The sequence below is a fragment of the Micromonospora sp. SH-82 genome, assembly GCF_051132485.1.
Taxonomy (GTDB): Bacteria; Actinomycetota; Actinomycetes; order Mycobacteriales; family Micromonosporaceae; genus Micromonospora.
This window is the reverse complement of sequence record NZ_CP148049.1, coordinates 5262263-5281390: the sequence shown is the minus strand read 5'-3', so window position 1 is coordinate 5281390 and position 19128 is coordinate 5262263. Positions and strand designations below refer to the sequence as shown.

Annotated in this window: 15 protein-coding genes and 1 pseudogene; 8 read left to right on the top strand and 8 right to left on the bottom strand. The window is 72.6% G+C overall.

Translation table 11 applies throughout. The features are described 5' to 3' along the window. Positions 1–8 precede the first annotated feature (8 nt). Genes dapF through WHN02_RS23095 form a run of 4 tightly spaced genes read left to right on the top strand, consistent with a single transcriptional unit; the run spans position 9 to position 5196 of the window. Complete coding sequence (gene dapF / locus WHN02_RS23110) at positions 9–965, top strand: diaminopimelate epimerase (RefSeq protein ID WP_434740801.1); 957 nt, start codon at positions 9–11, stop codon at positions 963–965. Continuing rightward, positions 962–3085 (top strand): molybdopterin-containing oxidoreductase family protein, encoded by a 2124-nt coding sequence (locus tag WHN02_RS23105; RefSeq protein ID WP_434740800.1) that lies wholly within the window; start codon positions 962–964, stop codon positions 3083–3085. The genes dapF and WHN02_RS23105 overlap by 4 nt, the downstream gene beginning before the upstream one ends. Continuing rightward, positions 3042–4028: an aldo/keto reductase family protein gene (locus WHN02_RS23100; protein WP_434740799.1), complete on the top strand. Its 987-nt coding sequence runs from the start codon at positions 3042–3044 to the stop codon at positions 4026–4028. Before WHN02_RS23105 ends, WHN02_RS23100 begins: the two co-directional genes overlap by 44 nt. Positions 4029–4059: 31 nt before the next feature. Further along, on the top strand, positions 4060–5196 hold the full coding sequence (locus WHN02_RS23095) for an aminotransferase class I/II-fold pyridoxal phosphate-dependent enzyme (RefSeq protein ID WP_434740798.1): 1137 nt from the start codon (positions 4060–4062) through the stop codon (positions 5194–5196). 94 nt (positions 5197–5290) lie between these two features. On the opposite strand, the gene WHN02_RS23090 is transcribed toward WHN02_RS23095, so the two are convergent. The 6 genes and pseudogenes from WHN02_RS23090 to WHN02_RS23065 all read right to left on the bottom strand — a co-directional run bounded on the left by WHN02_RS23090 (position 5291) and on the right by WHN02_RS23065 (position 9852). Continuing rightward, complete coding sequence (locus tag WHN02_RS23090; protein ID WP_434740797.1) at positions 5291–6247, bottom strand: DMT family transporter; 957 nt, start codon at positions 6245–6247, stop codon at positions 5291–5293. Between the two features lie 214 nt (positions 6248–6461). Continuing rightward, positions 6462–7088, bottom strand: coding sequence for a LysE family translocator (locus WHN02_RS23085; protein WP_434744033.1), 627 nt, complete (start codon positions 7086–7088; stop codon positions 6462–6464). Between the two features lie 213 nt (positions 7089–7301). Continuing rightward, a pseudogene (locus WHN02_RS23080) lies at positions 7302–7945 on the bottom strand (nucleotidyl transferase AbiEii/AbiGii toxin family protein). 2 nt (positions 7946–7947) lie between these two features. Beyond that, on the bottom strand, positions 7948–8514 hold the full coding sequence (locus tag WHN02_RS23075) for a hypothetical protein (RefSeq protein WP_434740796.1): 567 nt from the start codon (positions 8512–8514) through the stop codon (positions 7948–7950). Between the two features lie 188 nt (positions 8515–8702). Then, on the bottom strand, positions 8703–9290 hold the full coding sequence (locus tag WHN02_RS23070; RefSeq protein ID WP_434744032.1) for an HAD family hydrolase: 588 nt from the start codon (positions 9288–9290) through the stop codon (positions 8703–8705). Positions 9291–9366: 76 nt separating this feature from the next. Continuing rightward, complete coding sequence (locus tag WHN02_RS23065) at positions 9367–9852, bottom strand: GNAT family N-acetyltransferase (RefSeq protein ID WP_434740795.1); 486 nt, start codon at positions 9850–9852, stop codon at positions 9367–9369. A 126-nt stretch (positions 9853–9978) separates the two neighbouring features. Between WHN02_RS23065 and wrbA the strand changes: the two genes are divergently transcribed. Further along, positions 9979–10599, top strand: coding sequence for an NAD(P)H:quinone oxidoreductase (gene wrbA / locus WHN02_RS23060; RefSeq protein ID WP_350899725.1), 621 nt, complete (start codon positions 9979–9981; stop codon positions 10597–10599). A gap of 63 nt (positions 10600–10662) precedes the next feature. Here the strand turns inward: wrbA and WHN02_RS23055 are convergent, their stop codons facing one another. Beyond that, a complete protein-coding gene (locus WHN02_RS23055) occupies positions 10663–12570 on the bottom strand; it encodes a chorismate-binding protein (protein ID WP_434740794.1) in 1908 nt (635 codons plus the stop codon). Positions 12571–12854: 284 nt separating this feature from the next. Between WHN02_RS23055 and WHN02_RS23050 the strand changes: the two genes are divergently transcribed. The 3 genes from WHN02_RS23050 to WHN02_RS23040 all read left to right on the top strand — a co-directional run bounded on the left by WHN02_RS23050 (position 12855) and on the right by WHN02_RS23040 (position 17363). After that, positions 12855–14267 (top strand): FGGY family carbohydrate kinase, encoded by a 1413-nt coding sequence (locus WHN02_RS23050; protein WP_434740793.1) that lies wholly within the window; start codon positions 12855–12857, stop codon positions 14265–14267. Between the two features lie 97 nt (positions 14268–14364). After that, on the top strand, positions 14365–16941 hold the full coding sequence (locus tag WHN02_RS23045) for a sensor histidine kinase (RefSeq protein WP_434740792.1): 2577 nt from the start codon (positions 14365–14367) through the stop codon (positions 16939–16941). After that, entirely contained in the window at positions 16938–17363 is a 426-nt protein-coding gene (locus WHN02_RS23040) for a roadblock/LC7 domain-containing protein (protein WP_434740791.1), read from the top strand. Before WHN02_RS23045 ends, WHN02_RS23040 begins: the two co-directional genes overlap by 4 nt. 96 nt (positions 17364–17459) lie before the next feature. On the opposite strand, the gene WHN02_RS23035 is transcribed toward WHN02_RS23040, so the two are convergent. Continuing rightward, the gene (locus tag WHN02_RS23035) at positions 17460–18944 is read right to left on the bottom strand and encodes a GH1 family beta-glucosidase (protein ID WP_434740790.1); all 1485 of its coding nucleotides are present in this window, start codon (positions 18942–18944) and stop codon (positions 17460–17462) included. Positions 18945–19128 lie beyond the last annotated feature (184 nt).

The following is a 19128-nucleotide window of genomic DNA, read 5'->3' as shown; positions in this document are numbered from 1 at the left end:
AGACGAGCATGGGCGACTTCGTCAAGTACCACGCCCTCGGCAACGACTACCTGATCATCGACCCCCGGCGGGTGGACCTCCCCGCCGCCGGAGCCACCGCCCGACTCCTCTGCGACAGGCGGTACGGAGTGGGGGCCGACGGCCTCCTCGTCGGCCCGGTCGGTCCGGTCACCCGGGGGGAGCCGGTCGAGCTGCTGATCTTCAACTCCGACGGCAGTCCCTGCGGGCGCAGCGGCAACGGCATCCGGATCTTCGCCGACCACCTGCTCGGCCGGGAACCGCAGCTGGGAGACGGCCCCTCGGGTCGGGGCCTCACCGTCCGGACGACCAGTGGCACCTCCCGGGTGGAGATCACCGCCCCCGGCACCGTCCGCATCACCCTGGACGCCCCGACCTTCACCACGACGACCGACCCGGTCCCGTCCGACCCGGCCTCGTCAGCCCCGGTGCGGTTCGACGCGGTCCGGTCCGGGCAGCACCGGGAGCGGCTGCTCCGGCCGTTGTCCGTCGGGGGCCGACACCTGCCGGTCCTCGTCCTCGACAACGGCAACCCCCACGTGGTGGTGCCGCTGTCGGCAGTCGACCGGGCCGTCGCCGAACGCTGGGGAGAGCCGATCGCCGGACACCCCGACTTCCCCGGGCGGACCAACGTGGAGTTCCTGCGGGTCACCGAGCGCGGCCTGATCGAGATCGAGGTGTGGGAACGGGGAGCGGGCTACACCACCGCCTCGGGCAGCGGCGCTTGTGCCGCCGCCAGCGCGGCCCACGCCCTGGGACTGATCGACGACCGGGTGCTGGTCCGGATGCCCGGGGGCGCCGTCGAGGTCTACATCGCCCCCGCCGGCACCGTCGGCCTGACCGGCCCCGTGGAGGAGGTCTTCACCGGGATCCTCGGCGGGGAACTGCGCACCCGGCTGACCGCCGAACGCCGGTCGTCGACGCCGGTGGCGGAGCCGGTCCCGTGATCGGCGACCGTGAGGTGGTGGGGGCCTGCCCCCTGGACTGCCCGGACGGATGCAGCTGGACGGTCACCGTCCGCGACGGCAGGGCGGTACGGCTGCGCGGCACCGCCGACCACCCGTACACCAGGGGCACCCTCTGCGTGAAGGTCAACCAGTACCTCGACCACACCGCCTCACCCGACCGGCTGCTGTACCCGCTGCGCCGTACCGGCCCGAAGGGGGAGGGGCGCTTCACCCGGATCAGCTGGGACGAGGCGCTGTCCGAGATCGCCGGACGGCTCCGGCGCATCGTCGCCGACAGCGGCGGCGAGGCCATCTGGCCGTACCAGGGCACCGGGAACCTCGGCTACCTCCAGGGACTCCAGGGCCGGGCCGGGGCCCGACTGTGGAACGTCCTCGGTGCCAGCCGACACGAGCTGACCATCTGTTCGATCGCCGGACTCGTCGGCACCGAGTACGCCACCGGCACCCCCCGGGGCATCGAACCCGAATCGCTGGTCCACTCCCGGCTGATCCTGCTCTGGGGGGCCAACCCCCTCACCACCGGCCACCACCTGTGGCGCTTCGTCGAACAGGCGCGGCGCGCCGGCGCGTACGTCGTGGTGATCGACCCGGTCAGGACCAGGACCGCCCGCCAGGCCGACGAGCACGTGGCCCCGCTGCCCGGCACCGACGCCGCCCTGGCCCTCGGGCTCCTGCACGTGGTCCTCGCCGAGGACGGCGCCGACCAGGACTTCCTGGACCGGCACACACTGGGCTGGCCCGAGTTCCGCGACCGGATCCTGGACTACCCGCCGGAGCGGGTCGCCGCCCTCACCGGTGTCCCCCGGGAACAGATCGTCGACCTGGGGCGGCGGCTGGCCCGGACCCGCCCCACCGCCGTGCGCGCCGGCATCGGCGTGCAGCGGCACGCCGGCGGCGGCGAGGTGCTGCGGACCCTGGCCTGCCTGGTCGGGGTGACCGGCGACTGGCAGTACCCGGGCGGCGGGCTGGCCTACTCCACCGACGGGTACTTCGGCGGCGACCGGGCCGCACTGGCCCGCGACGACCTGCTCGCCGCACCGGTACGGACCCTGTCGATGACCCGCCTCGCCGACAACCTGCTCACCCTCACCGACCCGCCGGTCCGGGCGTTGGTCGTGTACGGCTCCAACCCGGTGGCCAGCGCCCCCGACCAGAACCGGATCCGGGAGGCGTTGACCCGCCCCGACCTGTTCACAGTCGTCCTCGACCACTTCCCGACCGACACCGTCGACTACGCCGACATCGTCCTCCCGGCGACCATGCAGACCGAACACCTGGACGTGCACGACGGCTACGGACACGTCTACGTCGCCTGGAACGAACCGGCGGTACCACCTCCGGGGGAGTGCCTGTCCAGCACCGAGACCTTCCGCCGCCTGGCCCGACACCTCGACCTCACCGAGCCCAGCCTGTACGACTCCGACGAGGAACTGGCCCGGCAACTCCTGGACAACGACCATCCGTCGCTGGCCGGGATCACCGTCGACCGGCTCCGCCGACAGGGCTGGGCCCGGCTGAACTACCCACCCGCGTTCGTGCCGTTCCGGGACGGGTTCCCCACCCCGTCGGGCCGGTTGGAGTTCCGGTCCGACCGGGCCGCCGAGGCCGGGCTCGACCCGGTGGCCGGCTACACCCCACCCCGGGAACCCACCGACCCCGACCTGTCCACCCGGTACCCGTTGACGCTCATCGCCGGTGCCGGGCACTTCTTCGTCAACACCGTCTTCGCCAACAAACCGGAACTGGCCCGCCGGGCCGGACCGCCCCGGGTCGTCCTGCACCCCGACGACGCCGGACCGCGCGGCCTCGTCGACGGCGGACAGGCCCGGATCTTCAACGACCGGGGGGAGTTCCGGGCCGCCGTCACCGTCGGCGCGGACCTGGTACGCCCCGGAGTGGCAGCGACCACCAAGGGCCACTGGCTCAAGCTCACCGGCGGAGCCGGAGTGAACGCCACCGTCGACGAACGCGACGCGGACATGGGCGGTGGTGCCGTCTTCCACGACAACCGGGTGCAGGTCGAACCCGTCGTGACCAGTGATGAGGAGAACGTCGATGGAGTTCCGCCACCTCGGTCACAGCGGCCTACGGGTCAGTGAGATCGCGTACGGCAACTGGCTTACCCACGGTTCGCAGATCGACGAGGACGCCGCCAGGGCGTGCGTGGCGGCGGCCCTCGACGAGGGGATCACCACCTTCGACACCGCCGACGTGTACGCCGGGACCCGGGCCGAGGCGGTGCTCGGCGACGCCCTGTCCGGACAACGCCGGGAGGGCCTGGTCCTGTGCACGAAGGTGTACTTCCCGACCGGCCCCGGCCCCAACGACCAGGGGCTGTCCCGCAAACACGTGACCGAGTCGCTGCACGCCTCCCTGCGGCGGCTGGGCACCGACTACGTGGACGTCTACTACGCCCACCGGTTCGACCACCACACCCCGCTGGTGGAGACGCTGCGCGCCTTCGACGACCTGGTCCGCCAGGGAAAGGTGCTCTACCTCGGGGTGTCGGAGTGGACGGCCGAGCAGATCGGTGCCGCCAGGCGGATCGTCGACGAACTGGGGCTGACGCCGTTCGTCTGCAACCAGCCGCAGTACAACATGCTGTGGCGGGTGATCGAGAGCGAGGTCGTCCCGGCCAGCGAGAAGGCGGGGATGAGTCAGGTGGTGTGGTCCCCACTGGCCCAGGGGGTCCTCAGCGGCAAGTACCGGCCGGGCGAGCCCCCGCCCTCGGGGTCCCGGGCGCTCGACGAGGTGGGCAGCACCTGGGTGGAGGCGTACCTGCGGCCGGAGGTCCTGCGGCGGGTCGCCGGTCTGCTGCCCCTGGCCGAGGAGGCCGGGCTCTCCCCGGCCCAGCTCGCCGTGGCGTGGACCCTCGCGAACCCGAACGTCGCCTCGGCGATCGTCGGCGCCTCCCGGCCGGAACAGATCCGGGAGAACGTCGCGGCCTCCGGGGTACGCCTCGACCCGGACCTGCTCCGGCGGGTCGACGAACTCCTCGGTGACGTCGTGGAACGTGACCCGGCCAAGACCGACAGCGCCTGATCCACCCGCCGCCGCGAGGAATCGAGGTCCGATGCGCTTCACCCCCTTCGACCTGGTGCAGTGGCAGTCCCGGTACGAGCCCACAGTGGACTACACCCTCGCCGACAGCAGCTGCCGGCCGGTGGAGTTGCGCGACTTCCTCGACGAGACGCAGGTCGCCCGGCTGGTCGCCGGTGCCCAGCACTATCCCGAGGTACGCGGGACCCCCGAGCTGCGTCGGCTCGTCGCCGGGTGGCAGGGCTGCCGCCCGGAGGAGGTGGTCGTCACCGTCGGGGCGGCCGAGGCCAACAGCATCCTGGCCGGGGCGCTGATCGGCCCGGGCGACCACGTCGTGCTGATGGAACCGGGGTACCGGCAGGTGTGGGGGCTGGCCCACAACGCCGGGGCGAAGATCAGCGTGGTGGGGCTCGACGAACGCAACGGGTGGCGACTCGACGTGGCGGCGTTGGAGAGCGCGGTCCGGCCCGACACCCGGGTCATCGCGGTGACCAACCCGAACAACCCGGCCGGGTCGGTCCTCACCGCGCAGGAGATGGCGGCGGTGGTGGCCGTGGCCGAACGCAACGGCACCTGGCTGATGGTCGACGAGGTCCACCGGGGCACCGAACTCGACACCGACGAGGTCACGACGACCTTCTGGGGCCACTACGACCGCCTGGTCTGCGTCGGCAGCCTGTCCAAGGCGTTCGCCCTGCCGGGGCTGCGGGTCGGGTGGATCGTCGCCACCGGTGACCTGCTCGACGAGCTGTGCCGGCGACACGAGTACGCCACCGTCAGCACGGGTCTGCTCGCCATGCGGATCGCCGAGGCGGCCCTGACGACGCCGTACCGGGACCGGTTGCTCGACCGCAACCGACGGCTCATGCGCGAGGGCCGGCAGCTGCTGCTGCGGTGGGCCGAGGCGCACCCCGACCTCGTCTCGATCGTCGCGCCCACCGCGACAGCCCTGGGGCTCCTGCGGTACCGGGCGGAGGCGACGAGCCTGGAGGTGGCCCACGCGCTGCGCCGACGCGGCGGGGTGCTGGTGGCCCCCGGAGCCCACTTCGGTGCCGACGGCCACCTCCGGGTGATCCACTCCCTGGAACCCGGGTACGTCTCGGCGGCCCTGGACCGGGTGGCATCGGTGCTGACCGAGGGCGTCGAGACCGGCGACCCGCCCACCCGCTGACGCCGGTCCGGTGCCCGTCGCCGGGGTCGACCCCGACGACGGGCACCTGCCGGTTCAGCCCGGCCGGTGCCGGTTCAGCCCGGCCGGTGCCGGTTCAGCCCGAGCGGGCCGGTGCCGGTCGGGGCTGCGTGCCGGTCGGTGGCGCGGCGACCCGCCGTTCCCCGAGGGTCAGCGCGACCACCGCCCCGAGCAGGATCACCGATCCGGCGGTGGCGGTGACGGTCAGCCGCTCGTGGAGCAGGAGCACCGCGATGACGGCGGCGGTGACCGGTTCGACGAGCGCGATCACCGACGCGGTGGTCGCCCGGACGGTGGCCAGACCGGCGAAGAACAGACTGTAGGCCAGTGCCGTCGGGGCGAATCCCAGGTAGGCGAGCAACCCCAGGACCGTCCCGGGGTCACCCGAGGTGGGCAGGAGCCCTTCGACCAGGGCCAACGGGAACAGGCAGACCATCCCGACGGCGAACCCGCCCAGGGCTGTCGACCGGGGGCTGCCGTTGCTGCCGTCGCGGCCCAGCTTGCGGTTGAGCAGCGTCACCCCGGCGTACCCCGTGGCGGACAGCAGCGCGCAGGCCAACCCCAGCATCGGGGCCGACCCGGTGCCGGTGCTCCCCCCGCCGACCAGCAGGACCAGTCCGGCCAGGGCCATCACGACGGTGACGGTGCCCGCGCGGCCGAGCCGTTCGGCCATCAGGAACCGGGACCCGACGGCGATGAGGACCGGCCCGGAGCCCAGGGTCACCACCGTCGCCACGGCCAGCCCCGCGTAGCCGACGGCGGCGAAGTAAGCGGTCTGGTAGACGGCCAGGCCGACGCCGGTGGTCACGATCTGCCGCCACCGCCCACGCACCGGGGCCACCGCCGCCCGGCGCCGGACGACCAGATGGACGGCGGCCAGGAGCAGGACCCCACCGGCGAACCGCCAGAAGGAGACCGCGACCGGACCCAGCCCGCTGGTGTCGTAGAGGAGGGCCGCGGCGGCACCGCCGGTTCCCCAGGCGATCGCGGCCACACAGATGTAGAGGATTCCGCGCCCTACCGAAGAGGGCATCGTCGTGTTCACACAGTTCTCCGTTGTCGACGCCGCCCGGGCACCACGAACGCACCCGGGCTCAGGAAAGTGAGAGCCGGGTCGGGGTGGGTGGATTACCGGTTCTGCGGTGGCGGCGAGACGACGAGGAACGTCATCCGGTCACCGTACCGTCGCCGGGTGGGCCGGACAATCGACGTCGATGCCCGGTGTCCCGGGCCGGGACGCCGTGGTGTCAGTCCCGGACGAGGACCAGTCGCAGGGCCAGCCCGAGGAAGACCGACGCGGTCACGACGTTGAGGGCCTTGATGATGCGGCGGCTGCGGCGCAGCACCTGCCCGGCGTGCCCGGCGGCGAGCCCGATCGGGCCGTCGATGAGGAGGTCCACCACGACCAGGGTGACGCCGAGGACGAGGAACTGACCGACGACGTTGCCGGCGGCCGGGTCGACGAACTGGGGCAGGAACGCGGCGTTGAACAGGATCACCTTCGGGTTGAGCAGGTTCACCACCGCCGCCTTGCGGAACGCCTGCCAGTGGCTGATCGTGGCGGCCCCGTCGGCGCTGCTCACCACTGTCAGGTCGTCGCGTTCCATCCAGGTCCGGATCGCCAGATAGATGAGGTACGCCGCCCCGGCCCAGCGGAGCACGTCGTAGAGGAACGGGGCCACGGCGAAGATCGCGGCGAAGCCGAGGATGGCGGCCAGGGCGTGGACGGCGAGGCCGACAGCGACGCCGAAGGCGGCGGAGAGCCCGGCGAGGGGGCCGCCGCCGACGCCCATGGTGATGATGAAGGCCATGTCGGGCCCCGGAACGATCACCAGAATGACGACTGCGACGACGAATGCCTGGTAGAGCGACATATCGAGCACCGGCATAGTCTGCCACGGCTGATGCCGGATCCGGGTACCCGACCCGGCCCGCCATCCACGGGTCGGAATCCGGATGGGAATTGCATCAACCTCGGCCCTTCGTCGAGGGCGGTCCGGTGGTGAGGCCATCAGGCCCACGTCGCCCAAGCCATCCAGATCCGCCGCCGCAGATGCCGCCTCGACCAGCCGAAAGCTGCCGCCGAATCATCCCTCGTCGTCGAGCAGTTCGCGGTGCCATGCGGCGAATCGGCTACGGAGATCGTCCAACGCTCGGCCGGTGAGGCCGTACTGGGCGAAGTCGTCGGGATCGAGCTGGGTGGCTTGTGTGAGAGCGTCGGCGAAGATGCGCGGGTCGAAGCCCCGGTCGGCGCGCTGCGCGAGGGCGAGGAGGGCGTCGCGGGTGTAGCGGCCGGATCGGAGGGTGGCGTCGATGTCGATGAAGTCCCGGGCGAACGCTCGCCCGTAGAGGGCGCTCATCTTGTTCGCTACCGCGTCGTCAGGGTGGAGGACGGGTCCGATCGCCATGAGGATCGGTTCGTTGGCGCGCCAGTCCACGCCGAGTTCGACCTTGGAAACCCGTACACCGTCGGTGACGGCCAGCCGGGCGAAGGTGTCGTACTGGCGCTCGGTCTCGACGGTGAGGCCGTCGTCTCGGTAGGCGCGCACGACGGCGGTGACCGCGGCGTGAACTCGTCGCGGCGGTCCCAGGCGGTGAACAGGTCGACGTCCTCACTGGGCCGCTCCAGCAGCCCGGCGGCCTGAACCGCGTAACCGCCGGCCAGCGCGAAGCCGTATCGATCGGCCGCCCCGAGCCCGGTACGGGCGAGGCGTTCGTGGAAGGGGTCCACCGCTACGCCGCGTTGCTGCGGGTGGCGGCGAGTTCGGGGAAGGCGTCCTCCCAGTGCTGCCGGAGCTGGGGTGGCAGCCAGAGGGTGGGCCAGAGCCGCCGAAGGAGGTCGGCACTGAGCCAGGTGTGCAGATCATCGACGGTACCGGCTTCGGTGAGCACCACCTTGTACATGCTGGCTAGGCGCGCGGGCCGGTTCAGGTCGTACTCGGAGTTCCCGGACCAGTCGAGGTGACGCGGAAGCGTGACCATGCCCTTGGTGGGGCCGTGCAGCGCGGCGAGGGTTTCGGCGATCACATAAGGCTTCCGGTCACCGTATGGCCGGTAGTCCGCTGGTGGCTGGGGTGATGTCCTGCGACGGTTGATGTTGGTCGCCCGCCGGACTTCCGGTCGTAGTGCCTGACGGATCGTCTCCCTGCTGTATCCGGTGGCCCGTTGCAGGTCCACCGGCCGCCAGCCGGCCGCGTGGAACGCTCGCAGCTGCTCGTCCCGTTCGGTCAACGCGGCCGCGCGCGTCGTCTCGTACCTGGCGACAACTGCGTGCAGCTCGTCCTCGGAGAACCTGCCCATGGGCGTTAGCCTATCAGGCTAGGCCCAGCGCGCTTGGCTACGTCGTATCTCTTCAGCCGGCGGACCAGTCATGATGATCGCGAGGGGATGCGCTCATGTTCTGGTTGGTGAGGCACTCGCCGGCCTGCTTCCGAGGGCTGGGCAGGCGTGCTGCTGCCCCGCTGTCCGCTGCGCGTCGTGGCCCGTACTCAGCCTCGGCGCGGCTGTGGCACCCGGACGCTCGCCATGCCGGCGGCCGTGGCCGCCTCGATGCCCAGGTCCGCGTCCTCGAAGACGAGACAGGCGTGCGCGGGCACCCCGAGCAGCTCGGCGGCGCGCAGGAACGGCTCCGGGTCCGGCTTGGGGCGGGCGTACTCCCCGGCGCAGACCAGGACGTCGAACCGGTCGAGGATGCCGAGCGCGTCCAGGGACGCGACGACCGACTCCCGGACGCTGCCGGAGACCACGGCGAACGGGATCCGCCCGTGGGCGTCGTCGATGTGCGCCAGCACCTCCGGGATGCCGCCGGCCGTCGGCAGCAGGTCCTGGTAGAGGGCCTCGCGCCGGGCGGCGACCTCCGCCACCGGCATGGCCAGACCGTGCCGGAGGTTGAGGTCGACGATGATGTCGGCGATCGGCCGACCCGCCCAGGCGAGGAAGAGGTCCTCGGGGAACTCGCAGCCCCACTCGGCCAGGGACCGCTGCCAGGCCGTGAAGTGCTGGGGCATCGAGTCGACGATGGTCCCGTCGCAGTCGAACAGGTACGCCTGGAATTCGCCGGTGGGCAGGGGCAGCATCACCGGGCCAGGGTATCGACAGCCGCGTCGCCGCCGGTCCGCCGGTCGGACCGTCGCCGTGGTCCTGCCGGTCGGGTCACAGCCGCCGGTGCATGACGAGCAGGTCGACGTACCCCTTCGTGGGGTGCGCGAACGCCTCGGGCACCCGGCCGACCACCGTGAAACCGAGCGAGCGCCACAGCGCCACCGCCCGGGTGTTGGTGGACACCACCGCGTTGAACTGCATCGCCCGGTACCCGTCGGCGCGGGCCAGGCCGAGGACGTGCTCGCCGAGCCGTCGGCCGACGCCCCGACCGGCGGCGTGCGGCGCGACCATGAAGCTGGCGCCCGCGATGTGGGAGCCGGGTCCGAGCTGGTTGGGGTTGAGCTTCGCCGAGCCGACCACGACGCCGTCGTCGACGGCGACCACGACCCGTCCCGGCGGGTCGACCAGCCAGATCCGGCGGGCCGTCTCCTCGGTGACGTCACGGGGATAGGTGTACGTCTCACCGGCCGCCACGATCTCCCGCAGGAACTGCCAGATCGAGGGCCAGTCGTCGACGGTGGCTGCCCGGAACCGCATGGCCCGCAGCATGCCAGTTCCCACCCGTCGGCGCGCAACCCGGATTCCGGCAGGCCGGAGTGATGTTTGACGGCGCAAGTAACGGGTAGTCGCCGGAGTTGATCCCGAAAAAGGAGGAAACCCCTGATGGCTGGCCAGACCAAGGTGGCAGTGATCTACTACAGCGCCACCGGCATCACGTACCAGATGGCGCAGTCCGCCGTCGAAGCCGCCGGTGACGCCGGGGCCGAGGTCCGACTGCGCAAGGTCCGGGAACTCGCCCCCGAGGAGGCCATCCGGTCGAACTCCGGCTGGCACGCCCACCGCCTGGAGACCCAGGACGTGATGGAGGTCGAACTCGACGACCTGGACTGGGCCGACGTGGTCATCTTCGGTTCGCCCACCCGGTACGGGATGATCGCCGCCCAGCTCAAGCAGTTCATCGACACCACCGGACCGCTCTGGGCCAACGGCAAGCTCGCCGACAAGGTGTACTCCGCGTTCACCTCCACGGCCACCTCCAACGGCGGGCAGGAGTCGACACTGCTCAGCCTCTTCAACGTCTTCTACCACTGGGGTGGCATCGTCGTGGCCCCCGGCTACACCGACCCCAGCCAGTTCGTGGCGGGCAACCCGTACGGCGCCTCCCACACCAGCAACAACGGTGAGGTCCCGCCGGACGACGTGGCGCTCGCCGCCACCGCGCTGACCGCGAAGCGGGCGGTCCGGATCGGCACCGCCGTCCGGCAGGGCCTCGCGGCGGGCTGACCACCCACTGGCGTCACGGGGGTCCGGACGGGTCGAGAACCCCGTCCGGACCCCCGGCGTCGCCTACAGGCGGGCGGCCAGCGGGCGACCCGGATGGGCCAGCAGCGGCCCCACCAGCTCGGCGAGGACCGCCAGGCCGTCGGGGCTCAACACCGACTCGGGGTGGAACTGCACCCCGGCGAAACCCGGTCCGCGCAGCGCGTGCACGGTCTCGTCGGCGGGGTCGCGGGCCACCTCCACCGGCCCGTACCCGGTGGTCAGCAGGTCGGTGGGGGACAGCGCGGTGAACGTGGAGTAGAAGCCGACCCGGCGGGCCGTCCCGAAGCAGTCGACGCGCCGCTGCAACCCCTGGTAGGGCACGGGTCGGCGGTGCATCCCCAGGCCGAGGTGCCGGGCCAGGACCTGGTGACCCAGGCAGACGCCCAGGACCGGACGCCTCCGGGCCAGCAGCCCGGTGAGCAGCCGACCCAGCTCCGTCACCTTCGGGTCTTCGCCGCCCGGGTCACCCGGGCCGGGACCCATCACCACCAGGTCGTGGTCGTCGAGGTCACCGGGCCGCTGCCAGGGCCGGACCTCGACGGTCAGACCGAGGGCGGTCAGCTGGTGGGCCAGCATCCCGGTGAAGGTGTCCTCGGCGTCCACGATCACCGCCCGGCGGCCGACCAGTTCGGGTCGGGCCGTACTGCCCGGCGGGCGCTGGTCCAGCCAGAACCGGGCCAGCGGCGCGTTGCGGGCGGCCAGGGCGGCGCGTACCCGAGGGTCGTCGGCGAGCCGCGCCGGCGGGTGCGGGCCGGGGTCAGGGGCGTCGGGTCCGAGCCCCAGCGCCGCCAGCACCCCGGCGGCCTTGGCGTGGGTCTCGGCCACCTCACCGGCCGGGGTGGAGTGGCGGACCAGGGTGGCCCCGACCTTGACCCGCAGCCGTCCGTCGGGGGTGAGTTCGGCGGTACGGATCAGGATCGGCGCGTCGAGGGTCTGCCGACCCGCCTCGTCCCGACCGAGCAGGGCCAGCACCCCGGCGTAGTAGCGCCGACCGGTGCGCTCGTGCCGGGCGATCACCCGGCAGGCGTTCTCCATCGGGCTGCCGGTCACCGTGGGCGCGAACATCGTCTCCCGCAGCACCTCCCGGACGTCCCGGGAACTCCGCCCGGCCAGCAGGTACTCGGTGTGCACCAGGTGGGCCATCTCCTTGAGGTACGGCCCGACGACCTGCCCGCCGTGCTCGGCGACCCGGGCCATCATCTTCAGCTCCTCGTCGAGGACCATGTACAGCTCCTCGACCTCCTTCGGGTCGTCCAGGAACCGCAGCAGCGCGGTGGGGTCGGCGACGGCCCCGGGGTGCCGGAACGTCCCACTGATCGGGTTCATCATGACCAGCCCGTCGTCGACGCTGACGTGCCGTTCCGGGCTGGCCCCGACCAGGGTCCGGGTGCCGGTGTGCACCATGAAGGTCCAGTACGCGCCCCGTTCCCGGGTCGACAGCCGACGCAGTGCCGCCAGGGCGGCGCGCAGCGGCGACCCCTCCACCCGGGCGTCGAGGGTGCGGTGGAGGACGAAGTTGGCTCCCTCCCCACGGCCGATCTCCTCGGCCAGGACCCGGGCGACGGTCTCGGCGTACTCGTCGTCGGTGCTGTCGAACCGCGCGCCGGTGGCGACGACCGGCAGATCCGGCAGGGCGGCGAGGGCCTCGGCGGGGTCGATCCGCTCGACCGCGTCGACGACCAGGCACTCCAGCGGCATCGCGTCGTCGACGCAGTCGAACCCCCGTTCGGTGACCTGCCGGTAGGGCACCAGGGCCAGGGTGTGCGGCCCGGCACCGGCGTCGGGCAGGGGGAGGTCGGCCAGCCCGTCGACGGTCCGCAGGGCGCCGGTGAACAGCTCCAGGTACGCGGTGCCCTCGCGGCGGACGAGGGCGAAGGGACCGGGATCGTGGCCGTCGGCGACGGCGGCGAGCAACTCGGACAGGCGGGACATCGGTTCACTCCTCGGGGACTGGGTGCCACCACGGGGCGGACCGGGAACCGGGAGAGACCGACGGCCGCCTTCGGGGCGGCCGCGTCGGGAAGCTACGCGCGGGGGTGGGCCGCCGGGTCGGCGGGCCACCAGGAGAAGGACGGCGCGAGCATGCCCCCAGCCTACGCTGCTCTCGGCGTCGGCCGGTACCGGTGTCCGCTTACCGGCGGGACCGTGTCCCCGGACCAGGGGGCGGGGCGCGGAACGGGTTCTGGCGGACCTCCGGTTGGGTACCGTGACCGTCGATGAGGATTCTCGCGCTGGACCTCGGCACCTCCTCGGTACGCGGGCTGGTGCTCGACGCGGACACCGAGGTGATCCCCGGTGCCCTGGCCCGGCGCGTGATGCACGTCGACGCCACCGACGAGGGCGCGGGCACCCTGGACGGCCCCCGGTACCGGGACGGGCTGACGGCCTGCCTGGACGAGTTGGCCGACGCCGGGCACCTGCGCGGGGTGGTCCTGGTGGCGGTCTGCGCCCAGTGGCACTCGGCGGTGCCGCTGGACACCCGCGACGAGCCGCTCGGCCCGGTGTTGACCTGGCTGGACACCCGGGCCGTGCCGACGGCGGGTGCTGTCGGCCCGGTCGACCCGCACGCCTTCCACCAGCGCACCGGGGCGTGGTGGCACCGCACCTACTGGTCGGTGCGGCTGCCCTGGCTGCGGGAGCGGGTCTCGACCCGGGTGGCCCGGTTCGCCGGTCTGGCCGAGTACGTCCTCGGCGGACTCCTGGACGACGCACCCATGTCGATCTCCCTGGCCTCCGGGACCGGGCTGCTGGACCTGCGGACACTGGGGTGGGACGCCGAGGCCTGCGAACTCGCCGACGCCCACCCGGGCGAGCTGCCCGAACTCGCCCCCGAGGACTGGCGGGGGCGACTGCGGGCCGAGCACGCCCGTCGCTGGCCCGAGCTGGCCGGGGTGGACTGGCACGTGCCGTTGGGCGACGGAGCCGCCTCCAACGTCGGCTCCGGATGCGTGGGGCCGGGCAGGGCGGCGGTGACAGTGGGGACCTCGGCCGCGGTACGGATGATCGAGGCGGTCCCCGCCGGTGGGCCGCTGCCGCCGCTGCCGCAGCGGTTGTGGCGTTACCGGGTGGACCACGACCACGTGGTCACCGGGGCGGCGTACTCCGCCGGGGGGAACCTGTTCGCCTGGGCCGACCGGGAGCTGCGGCTGCCCGAGGGCGCGGAGTTGGAGGCGGCGCTGGCCCGGATACCGCCGGACGGCGCGACCCCGGCCGACCCGCGCTTCGGTGGCGACCGTCCACCGGGTCTGGCCCCGGCCGGATCCGGGCGCATCGACGGGATCAGTTTCCACACCACGGCGGTGGAGATCCTCGCCGGGCTGAACCGGGGGCTCTGCCTCCAGGTCGCCGAGGACCTGCGGGTCCTGGAGCACACAGTGGACGAAGCGGTCGAGGTGGTGCTCGGCGGGGGTGCGATGGCGGCGTCCCCGTGGTGGCGGCGGGCCTTCGCCGCCACCCTCGCCCCGCGTACGGTGCTGTACCAGCCGGATCCGGAGATCGGCGCGAGTGGCGCCGCGCTCGTCGCACTGGGCCGAATCGGTGACGCTCCGTGTCCGGTCGACATCGGCCGGACGGATGAGCCGGAGTCACCGACCACGCCAGGTTCCACGCCCTGCGCGTCTTCTTCCTGACCGCGACCGCACCCCGACCCGTTGACACAGCTCACAGGCCTGGTTGGATGAACCCGCTCGCCGGCTCGCGGCGTGACGGGGACCGAGGAGGCAGAGAGTGGGCACACGTCCCGACTCGAATCCGGGCGGGGTGTCGAGCCACCGCCGACGCAGGTTCGACGTTCGGGTCGTACCCCATCGGCGTCGGTCGGCGTTGCGGCTCAAGGACTGGCGGATGGGCACCAAGCTCGCCACGGTCCTGGTCATCCCGACGTTGGCGTTCCTGGTGCTGGCCGGTGTGCAGACCGTCGGCCTGGTCGGCCGGACCACCACCCTCAGCGACTTCGCCGCCCAGGTGGAGGTGGGTCGGGAGATCAACGCCGCGGTGCACGCCTTGCAGCAGGAACGCGACCGGACCGCCGGTGAGCTGGCCGAACTGCGTTCCGCCGGGCGGAGCAACAACGGCGACGAGGCGATCGCCGCGCTGCGCCCGCTGCAGGAGAGGACCGACGGTGCGCTGGCGGACCTGCGTCGGGCCGCCGAACCGTTGGCCGACTCCGCCCCCTCCTGGCAGGTGGCCTACGCCGAGGTGCTGGAGGCCGCCGACCAGGTCGTCTACATCCGGGGCGCGGTACCGGCGGCGGTCCTGAGCAGCGACACCATCCTGAGCAACTACCACCGGGCGATCAACGCCCTGCTCGACCTGCTGGCCGAGCCCTCACCCGGTGAGGCGCAGCCGGCCCTGACCGAGTCGGTCCTGCGCTACGTGCAGCTGGCCCGGGTCAAGGAGCTGTCCAGCCGGGTCAGCGCCCAGCTCTACGAGGCGTCCCGCGCCGGGGAGTACGGCCTGGAGGACCAGGTCACCCTGACCGACCTGCGGGCCCAGCAGCTGACGGTGCTGGGGGCGTTCCGGGAGGCCGCCACCGAACCCCAGGTGACCCGCTACGAGCAGGTGTCCCTGGAACCGACGTTCGTGGCCGCCACCGAGCTGGAGGAGAGCAGCCTGCCCACCGAGGGCAACGAGCCCGCCGTGCTCGCCGCCGACGAGTGGTGGTCGGCCAGCGGGCAGCGTCAGGACCTGCTCGGCGGGCTGCTGACGCAGGTCCTCGACGACGCGGTGGAGCAGGCCAACGGGGCCAGCAGCAGTCAGCTTCGGCAGACCCTGCTGGTCGCCGGGGGGATCGCCACGGTGCTCGGCGCCGCGGTGCTGACCTCGGTGCTGATCGGCCGGTCGATCGCCAGGTCGATGCGGATGCTGCGGGGTCAGGCCCTGCGGATCGCCCAGGTCGACCTTCCCGACGCCCTGGACCGACTCCGGACGGTCAGCGGCGGGGTGCCCGAGATCGAGGTCTCCCCGGCGGTGGTCCGGTCGCTCGACGAGATCGGTGAGCTGGCCGAGGCGTTCGTCGCGGTGCACCGCAGCGCGGTCAGCGTCGCCGTCGAACAGGCGACCATGCGGCGCAACGTCAACGCGATGTTCGTCAACCTGGCCCGCCGCAGCCAGGTCCTCGTCGAGCGGCAGTTGAAGCTCCTGGACGACCTGGAACGGGAGGAGGGCGACCCCGACCAGCTGGAGAACCTGTTCAAGCTGGACCACCTCGCCGCCCGCATGCGACGTAACGACGAGAGCCTGCTGGTGCTCGCCGGTTCCGAGTCGACCCGGCGGTGGAACCGGCCGGTGAACCTGGGCAACGTCCTGCTCGCCGCCAGCGCCGAGATCGAGCAGTACCAGCGGGTACGGCACGAGTCGGTGGGCGACGCCCGGCTGGTCGGACACGCGGTGGGGGACCTGGTCCACCTCCTGGCCGAGCTGCTGGAGAACGCCACCTCCTTCTCCCGCCCGGACACCACCGTGGTGGTCAACGCCTGGACCGGACAGGACGCCACCACGATCGAGATCGTCGACCAGGGTCTGGGGATGAGCGAGACCGCCCTGGCCGAGGCGAACCAACTGCTGGCGGCCCCGCCGGCGGCCGACGTCGCCGCCTCCGAGCGGATGGGTCTGTTCGTGGTCAGCCACCTGGCGTCCCGGCACGGGGTCGAGGTGCGGCTGAACCCCGGCGAACGGTCCGGCCTGGTGACCCGGATCCGACTGCCCGTCTCCCTGCTCGCCACCGACGACACCGACCTGGAACTGCCGGGTGGTCCCCGCACGCCCCACGGTGCACCGGGCGCGCCGACCGCCCCGACGGTCTCCCTGGTGGACGCACCCACCCTGGCCATCACCCCGGTGGTGGTGCCGGGGATGCCCGAGGTGTCCACCGCCGAGCAGCCGGCGGAGCTGCCGGTGGCCGGTCAGCGGCCCCGCCCGACGACGGTGCCCCGGCCTCCCCGCCCGGTGCCGGTCCGCGCCGACGACGTGCTCACGCCGACCGGGCGGCAGGCACCCGAGAGCGGGTGGTGGTCGGCCCAGGGGCCGGCACCGTCGACCGCCGGGTCGTCGGCGCCGCCGGAACGTCCGGTGACCGCCGGAACCAACGCCCAGGGTCTTCCGGTACGGGTGCCCATGGCCCAGCTCGCCTCGGTCAGCCAGCCGGCCCGGCCGCAGGAACCAGCGCGGCACGACCCCGACCCGGAGAAGGTCGGCGGCATGCTCTCCCGCTTCTACAGTGGGGTACGCAAAGCCGAGGTCGAGGAGACCAGTCAGATGTTCATGCCGCCGGCCGGCGGGCGCAGTGAAGGGGGACAACAGTGACGACGACGTTGAGCCAGGAGGCCCGGGACCTGAGCTGGCTGGTCAGCGCCTTCACCGAGCGGGTCCCGGGGGTGGCGCACGCGGTGGTGGTCTCCACCGACGGGCTGCTGGTCGCGATCTCCGACCACCTGCCCCGCGACCACGCCGACAAGCTCGCCGCGGTCACCTCCGGCCTGATGAGCATCACCGCCGGGGCGGCGCAGATGTTCGACGGTGACATCGTCAAGCAGACGGTGGTCGAGATGGGCCGGGGTTACTTCCTGGTCATGCAGATCCGGGACGGTTCCATCCTGGCCACGCTGGCCGCCGGGGACGCCGACATCGGTGTGGTCGGCTACGAGATGGCCCGGCTGGCCAAGCAGGCGGGGGAGATGCTCACCCCGGCGCTGCGGGCCGAACTCCAGCAGGCCCTGCCCCGCTGAACCGACGGCCGTCGGCCCGGTCCGGGTGGGACCGAGCCGACGGCCACCGTACCTGCCGTCGGCCCACCGGTGGGCGTGCCGACGGCAGCGGTCGGGTCAGAATCCGTTGTCGCTGATCACCTTCCGGTACCAGTGGGCGCTGCGCTTGAGGATCCGGCGCTGGGTGGCGTAGTCGACGTAGACCAGGCCGAAGCGCTGGTCGTAGCCGACCTCCCACTCGAAGTTGTCCAGCAGCGACCACACGTGGTAGCTCTCCAGCGGCACCCCGGCGGCGATGGCCCGGTGCGCGGCGGCCAGGTGGTCGCGGAGGAACTCGACCCGGGTGCTGTCGTCGACGGTGTCGTCGGCGGCCAGGACGTCCCGGGTGGGCAGTCCGTTCTCGGTCACGGTCAGCGGGATCGGCCCGTAGTCGCGGGTGACCCGGGTCAGGATGTCGAAGAACCCGTCCGGGTAGATCTGCTGCCAGCCGGCGACCGAGGTGGGCCAGCGCTGTTCGGTGCCGCCGTCGGCGGTGACGTAGATCGGGGTGTAGTACTGCACCGCGAGCAGGTCCACCGGGGACGAGATGACGTCGAGGTCACCGTCGAGGATGCCGGTGGCCAACCGGCTGGTCGGTCCGAGGTCGGCCAGCACGTCGGTGGGGTAGCTGCCGCGCAGGATCGGGTCGAGGTAGAGGCGGTTCTCGTACCCGTCGTAGAGGCGGGTGGCCTCGGCGGCGGCGGGGGAGTCGTCGGCGGCGTAGCAGGGGTGCAGGTTGAGCGCCGGTCCGATGCGGCCCGGCTCACCGGTGGCGCGGAAGGCCTGCACCGCCAGCCCGTGGGCGAGGTGCAGGTGGTGGGCGACCAGGTAGGCGGCGTCCGGGTCCTGCAGGCCGGGGGCGTGGTGGCCGCGTAGGTAGCCGTTCTGCACCACGGTCTTGGGTTCGTTGACGGTCAGCCAGACCGGGATCCGTTCGCCGAGGGCACGGAAGACGATGTCGGCGTAGTCGGCGAAGCGGGCGGCGGTGTCCCGGGACTCCCAGCCGCCCTTGTCCTGGAGGGCCTGCGGGAGGTCCCAGTGGAACAGGGTGGCCATCGGGGCGATGCCCCGTTCGCGCAGGCCGTCGGCGAGCCGCCGGTAGAAGTCCAGACCGCGCTGGTTGGGGGTGCCGGTGCCGTCGGCCTGGATCCGGGTCCAGGAGATGGAGAAGCGGTAGCTGTCGAGGCCGAGGTCGCGCATCAGGTCCAGGTCGGCGGGCCACCGGTGGTAGTGGTCGGCGGCCACGTCGCCGGTGTCGCCGTTGCTGACCCGGCCGGGCGTACGGCTGAAGGTGTCCCAGACGGACTCACCTCGGCCGTCCTCCTTCGCCCCTCCCTCGACCTGGTAGGCGGAGGTCGCCGCGCCCCAGCCGAAGGTGGCGGGGAAGCGCAGGGCGACCTGCGGTTCGGCGCTCGGACCCCGGTCCTCGTCGGAGGCCGGCGCGGCGGTGGTGGGGCCGGCGGCCACTGCCGCAGCGGCGCCGAGGGGGGCGCCGGTCGCGCCGGTGGGCGCGGGGGACGACGCGGCGCGTTGTAGCAGACGCCGCCGGGTGAGCATCGACATTGGGCGTTCTCCTCACAGCAGGTTGCCTGCCACCGACGACCGGGAGCGCTCCCAGAATAGGGTAGGCGCGGCCGGTCCGCGTAACTGCCTGCGGTGGACCGCGTTCTGACGCGGCCTGACGGACCACAGTCGGCGGCCGGATGGAAGGGGTGGAGCGGTCGACGCCATCTGCCGAGGTCGACGC